Source organism: Promicromonospora sp. NPDC060204 (assembly GCF_042728455.1).
Classification (GTDB): Bacteria; Actinomycetota; Actinomycetes; order Actinomycetales; family Cellulomonadaceae; genus Promicromonospora.
Map to the genome: position 1 here is coordinate 1 of NZ_JBHWZO010000388.1, position 4,008 is coordinate 4,008.

General features: G+C 72.4%; 9 protein-coding genes. 8 read left to right on the forward strand and 1 reads right to left on the reverse strand.

The genetic code is table 11. The features are described 5' to 3' along the window. Positions 1–230 precede the first annotated feature (230 nt). Both ACFWEJ_RS27730 and ACFWEJ_RS27735 read left to right on the forward strand, forming a co-directional pair. The gene (locus ACFWEJ_RS27730) at positions 231–686 is read left to right on the forward strand and encodes an NUDIX domain-containing protein (RefSeq protein ID WP_377232388.1); all 456 of its coding nucleotides are present in this window, start codon (positions 231–233) and stop codon (positions 684–686) included. An 88-nt stretch (positions 687–774) separates the two neighbouring features. Next, on the forward strand, positions 775–1,290 hold the full coding sequence (locus ACFWEJ_RS27735) for a GNAT family N-acetyltransferase (protein WP_377232389.1): 516 nt from the start codon (positions 775–777) through the stop codon (positions 1,288–1,290). A gap of 5 nt (positions 1,291–1,295) precedes the next feature. Here ACFWEJ_RS27735 and ACFWEJ_RS27740 read toward each other — a convergent pair whose 3' ends face one another. Beyond that, positions 1,296–2,450, reverse strand: a complete 1,155-nt coding sequence (locus ACFWEJ_RS27740; RefSeq protein WP_377232390.1) for a CobW family GTP-binding protein — start codon at positions 2,448–2,450, stop codon at positions 1,296–1,298. A gap of 125 nt (positions 2,451–2,575) precedes the next feature. On the opposite strand from ACFWEJ_RS27740, the gene rpmB reads away from it, so the two are divergent. Genes rpmB through rpmF form a run of 6 tightly spaced genes read left to right on the forward strand, consistent with a single transcriptional unit; the run spans position 2,576 to position 3,955 of the window. Continuing rightward, on the forward strand, positions 2,576–2,812 hold the full coding sequence (rpmB, locus tag ACFWEJ_RS27745) for a 50S ribosomal protein L28 (protein WP_026365262.1): 237 nt from the start codon (positions 2,576–2,578) through the stop codon (positions 2,810–2,812). Further along, positions 2,812–3,117: a 30S ribosomal protein S14 gene (gene rpsN / locus ACFWEJ_RS27750; RefSeq protein ID WP_377232391.1), complete on the forward strand. Its 306-nt coding sequence runs from the start codon at positions 2,812–2,814 to the stop codon at positions 3,115–3,117. The genes rpmB and rpsN overlap by 1 nt, the downstream gene beginning before the upstream one ends. A 58-nt stretch (positions 3,118–3,175) precedes the next feature. Beyond that, positions 3,176–3,298 (forward strand): type B 50S ribosomal protein L36, encoded by a 123-nt coding sequence (gene ykgO / locus ACFWEJ_RS27755; RefSeq protein ID WP_020013141.1) that lies wholly within the window; start codon positions 3,176–3,178, stop codon positions 3,296–3,298. Positions 3,299–3,314: 16 nt separating this feature from the next. Continuing rightward, entirely contained in the window at positions 3,315–3,617 is a 303-nt protein-coding gene (locus ACFWEJ_RS27760; protein ID WP_377232392.1) for a type B 50S ribosomal protein L31, read from the forward strand. Next, positions 3,617–3,784 (forward strand): 50S ribosomal protein L33, encoded by a 168-nt coding sequence (gene rpmG / locus ACFWEJ_RS27765; protein WP_377232393.1) that lies wholly within the window; start codon positions 3,617–3,619, stop codon positions 3,782–3,784. Before ACFWEJ_RS27760 ends, rpmG begins: the two co-directional genes overlap by 1 nt. 3 nt (positions 3,785–3,787) lie before the next feature. Continuing rightward, positions 3,788–3,955: a 50S ribosomal protein L32 gene (rpmF, locus tag ACFWEJ_RS27770; RefSeq protein WP_377232394.1), complete on the forward strand. Its 168-nt coding sequence runs from the start codon at positions 3,788–3,790 to the stop codon at positions 3,953–3,955. Positions 3,956–4,008: the final 53 nt, after the last annotated feature.

Sequence of the window (4,008 nt, forward strand, 5' to 3'; positions counted from 1 at the left end):
CGGGCTTCCCGTCCCGCTGCCTTTGCCGCCCCCCGTCGTATTAACATGACGCCCACGTCGGCGCCGGTAGGAACAGCTGATACGCACTGGTGTGGCTCTTTCCCGGAACTCCGGTAAAGAGCCTCACCGCATTTTTGAACAATCGTCCAGAAAAGTTGAACAATCGTCCAGAGAAGCGCCCGCCGGCCTCGCGAATCGTGTGCGGACCGCCGGTGCGGTAGGACGGTCCCATGCTCAACACCCGCTCCCCCGAGGAGCCCTACCTGGTCGAACGCAATCCCGGCTACTTCGAGTACCAGCTCCCGGTCTCGGTCAAGGCGGTGATCGCCTGGCGCGGCCGGCTCCCCCTCCTGCGGAACGAACGCGACGAGTGGGAGCTGCCCGGCGGCAAGCTCGACCTCGGCGAGGACCCGGCGCAGTGCCTCGCCCGCGAGATCCAGGAGGAGCTGGCCTGGGACGTCACGGTCGGCGAACCCTTCCACAGCTGGGTGTACCGCGTCTTCCCACACCGCCACGTCCTCGTCCTGACGTACCTCGCCGCGTACGACGGCGCCGCCGCGCCCACCTTCAGCGACGAGCACAAGGAGCTGGTCCTCGCGACGCCCGACGAGGCCGAGTCCTTGCGCATGCCCGCCGGCTACCGGACGGCGATCCGGCGAGCCGTCGAGCGGGGACACCTCACCTGAGGACCACAGGCGAGAGCCGCCGTCTCTCACTCGCTCGCGAGCCACGGTTCGGGCGCCGGTCCCACCGGGCTTCGGATACCTTGAGCCCGTGCCCGACCTCCTGATCGCCCAGCGCCACACGGCCCACCTCGACCGGGTCGTCGAGGCGCTGCGGCAGGTGCACGAGAGCGACGGCTACCCGATGGCCTGGCCCGACGACCCGGTCGCCTGGCTCACTCCTACGGGGACGATCGCCGCGTGGGTCGCACTTGCCGACGGCGTCGTGGTCGGCCACGTCATGCTCGTCGCCGCCGACGGCGTCGAGCACGTCGAGGACCTCGCGACCGCCGCGCGGACGACCGTGACCGGGCTCGCCGGCGTGAGCCGCCTGTTCGTGACACCGAAGGCGCGCGGCTCGCGCATCGCCATGGCACTGCTGGAGCGCATCGAGGACACGCCCTCCCGGCGCGGACGGCGGCTCGTGCTCGACGTCGTGGACGACGGCGGCCCGGCCGTCCGCCTGTACGAGCGCCTCGGCTGGGTGCGGGTGGCATCGGGGCCGGCCGGCTGGACCGGCCCCGACGGCGTCCGCCCGCGGACGGCCGCCTACCTCTGCCCCCGCTGACCGGGTCAGGCGGAGCGGGCGCCGAGCCAGGGGGCGAGGTGGTCCTCGCGCCACAGCCACTCGACGCCGGCGGCGGCCTCCTCGGGCGTGCACAGCGCCGCCTGGAACGCCTCGCGCAGCCGGCGCCGCTCGTCGTCCGGCCCGGCGTCACTGACGCCGACCACCACGATCCGGGTGTGCGGCGGCGTGCCCGCGCAGACCTCCGACCACGGCCCCAGGTCGCCGACCGCGAGCTGGCCGCCCGCGCCGTCCCACAGGCAGGCGAGGCCGGGCCGGTCGGCCACGTGGAAGACGCCGCGGGCCCGCAGCCCGCCGGCGCCGAGCGACTCGATGTGCTCCAGCAGGCGCTCCGGGTGGAACGGCAGGGGTGAGCGCAGCTCCAGCGTCCAGCTCCGGTCCTCGGGCACTCCGCCCGGACCGGTGACGACGACCGCGCCGAGCGGGTGCGCCCGGTGCTCGGCGCGCGCCGGCGAGTGCGTGGCGGCGGCGAGCCCCGCGGCCGAGAGGGCGTGCAGTCCGTTCACCCGCCGCGTCCCGGCGCCGCGCAGCCGGTCCAGGAGGCCCGACGCCGTCGGCGGCAGCGAGACGTCGGCGGGCCCGGCCGGCGAGCCGTGGGCCACCACGAGGTCCGCCTGCTCGATCTGGGCCGCGAGCGCCTCCCCCACCGAGCGCTCGTCGCCGCTGGTGAGGCCGAGGCCGCGTTCGAGCAGGGTGTCGTCGCCGAGCAGGTCGTGCTGGAGGGTGTCGGCGTCGACCACGGTGAAGGACGTGGCGATGCGCGTGTGGTCGAGCGCGCCGCCGGGTGCGGTCTCGGCCGTCAGCGAGCGGGCGGCGGGCAGGGGTTCGGCGCTGATGGGGAGCGCGAGCAGCACGTGGGACCAGCGGCCGTCGCGGGCGAGGCGGGCGATGGTGGGGACGGCGTCCTCGCGGACAGCGCAGGACAGGCAGGCGTGCTCCAGTGGCACCAGCACGTCCTCGAGGACGCCGGTGGCGTCGAGGACGACGCGCCGCAGGTGGTCCTCGTAGATGTCGTGCCGGGCGGCGACGACGCCGGGTGTGTCGGTGAGCAGACCGAACAGCGCGGAGTCGCGCAGCACGGGGTCGGTGGTGGCCAGGACGCTCACCGGGATGATTCCGCGGCGGTCTCCGGTTCGGTACATGCTGCCTCCTCGCCCGGGGGCGGGCCCCGGAATAATTGATAACCGTTCTCAGTTCTGGTTCACTGTAGCGCGATATGAGAACGGTTCTCACCAGCGGCGGCCAGTCCGTCGCCACAGGAGGTCATGTGTCAGCCAGATGCCAGGTGCTGGGCACCGTCCCGGGGTTCGGTCACTCGATTTCGCACTCGCACGTGCGGACCAAGCGGCGGTTCGACCCCAACATCCAGAAGAAGCGCTACTGGGTCCCGTCGCTCGGCCGCAACGTCACGCTGCGGGTGAGCGCCAAGGGCATCAAGACCATCGATCGCAAGGGCATCGACGTCGTCGTCGCCCAGATCCTGGCCAGAGGGGAGAAGGTCTGATGGCCAAGAAGTCCAAGATCGCCGCCGACGAGCGGCGGCGCGAGATCGTCGCCCGGTACGCCGAGCGCCGGGCGGAGCTGCGCCGCACCCTCCGCAGGCTCGACCTGCCGCCCGAGGAGCGCCAGGCCGCCGCCGCAGAGCTGTCGACGCAGCCGCGCGACGCCAGCCCGACCCGGCTGCGCAACCGCGACGCCGTCGACGGACGGCCCCGCGCGTACTCGCGGAAGTTCGGGCTCTCCCGGATCCGCCTGCGCGAGATGGCCCACCGCGGCGAGCTGCCCGGGGTGACCAAGTCGAGCTGGTGAGACCGGCCGACACCCCGACGGCCCCGCCGTCGCCCACCCGCTACGCAAGGAGTGACACATGAAGGTTCGCGCATCACTGCGGTCCCTCAAGGACAAGCCCGGCGCCAAGGTCGTACGCCGGCACGGCAAGACGTTCGTGATCAACAAGCTCAACCCGCGCTGGAAGGCGCGGCAGGGCTGAGGACAGGAGACAAACCATGAAGCAGAACCTTCACCCCACCTACGGCCCCGTGGTCTTCCGGGACGCGAGCGCAGGCTTCACGTTCCTGACCCGCTCGACGCTCGCCGGCAGCACGGACTCCGGTCCCGGCCGCCCCACGGCGACCATCGAGTGGTCCGACGGCCAGACCTACCCCGTGGTCGACGTCGAGATCAGCAGCGCCAGCCACCCGTTCTGGACCGGATCGGCCCGCGTGGTCGACACCGCCGGACGCGTCGAGAAGTTCCGGCAGCGCTACGCCAAGCACAACACGAGCAACAACAGCAAGGGTGGTAACTGATGGCCTCGCGTATCGACCTTCGTCCCGTGATCAAGCTCCGCTCGACGGCGGGCACCGGGTTCACCTACGTGACCCGCAAGAACCGGCGCAACGATCCTGACCGGCTCGTGCTGCGCAAGTTCGACCCCGTCGCGCGGCAGCACGTCGACTTCCGCGAGGAGCGCTGATCGATGGCGGTCCCCAAGCGGAAGATGTCCCGGTCGCGGACCCGGTCCCGCCGCTCGCAGTGGACGGCCCTCGTGCCCGACCTGGTCGCGGTGACCGTGGACGGGCGCCAGGTGCGCATCCCCGCGCGGCTCGTGCCCGCGGTCCGGCGCGGCCTGGTCGTCCCCGACTGAGACCCGCACCCCGCTGAGCTCATGGAGCACAGCAGCACGAACGCCCCGGCGCC

What these genes read in the sequence shown, in the direction of transcription:
- ACFWEJ_RS27730 (WP_377232388.1), top strand. Translation starts at nt 231, where the DNA reads ATGCTCAACACCCGCTCCCCCGAGGAGCCCTACCTGGTCGAACGCAAT.
- ACFWEJ_RS27740 (WP_377232390.1), bottom strand. Translation starts at nt 2,450, where the DNA reads ATGTACCGAACCGGAGACCGCCGCGGAATCATCCCGGTGAGCGTCCTG.
- rpsN (WP_377232391.1), top strand. Translation starts at nt 2,812, where the DNA reads ATGGCCAAGAAGTCCAAGATCGCCGCCGACGAGCGGCGGCGCGAGATC.
- ykgO (WP_020013141.1), top strand. Translation starts at nt 3,176, where the DNA reads ATGAAGGTTCGCGCATCACTGCGGTCCCTCAAGGACAAGCCCGGCGCC.
- ACFWEJ_RS27760 (WP_377232392.1), top strand. Translation starts at nt 3,315, where the DNA reads ATGAAGCAGAACCTTCACCCCACCTACGGCCCCGTGGTCTTCCGGGAC.
- rpmG (WP_377232393.1), top strand. Translation starts at nt 3,617, where the DNA reads ATGGCCTCGCGTATCGACCTTCGTCCCGTGATCAAGCTCCGCTCGACG.
- rpmF (WP_377232394.1), top strand. Translation starts at nt 3,788, where the DNA reads ATGGCGGTCCCCAAGCGGAAGATGTCCCGGTCGCGGACCCGGTCCCGC.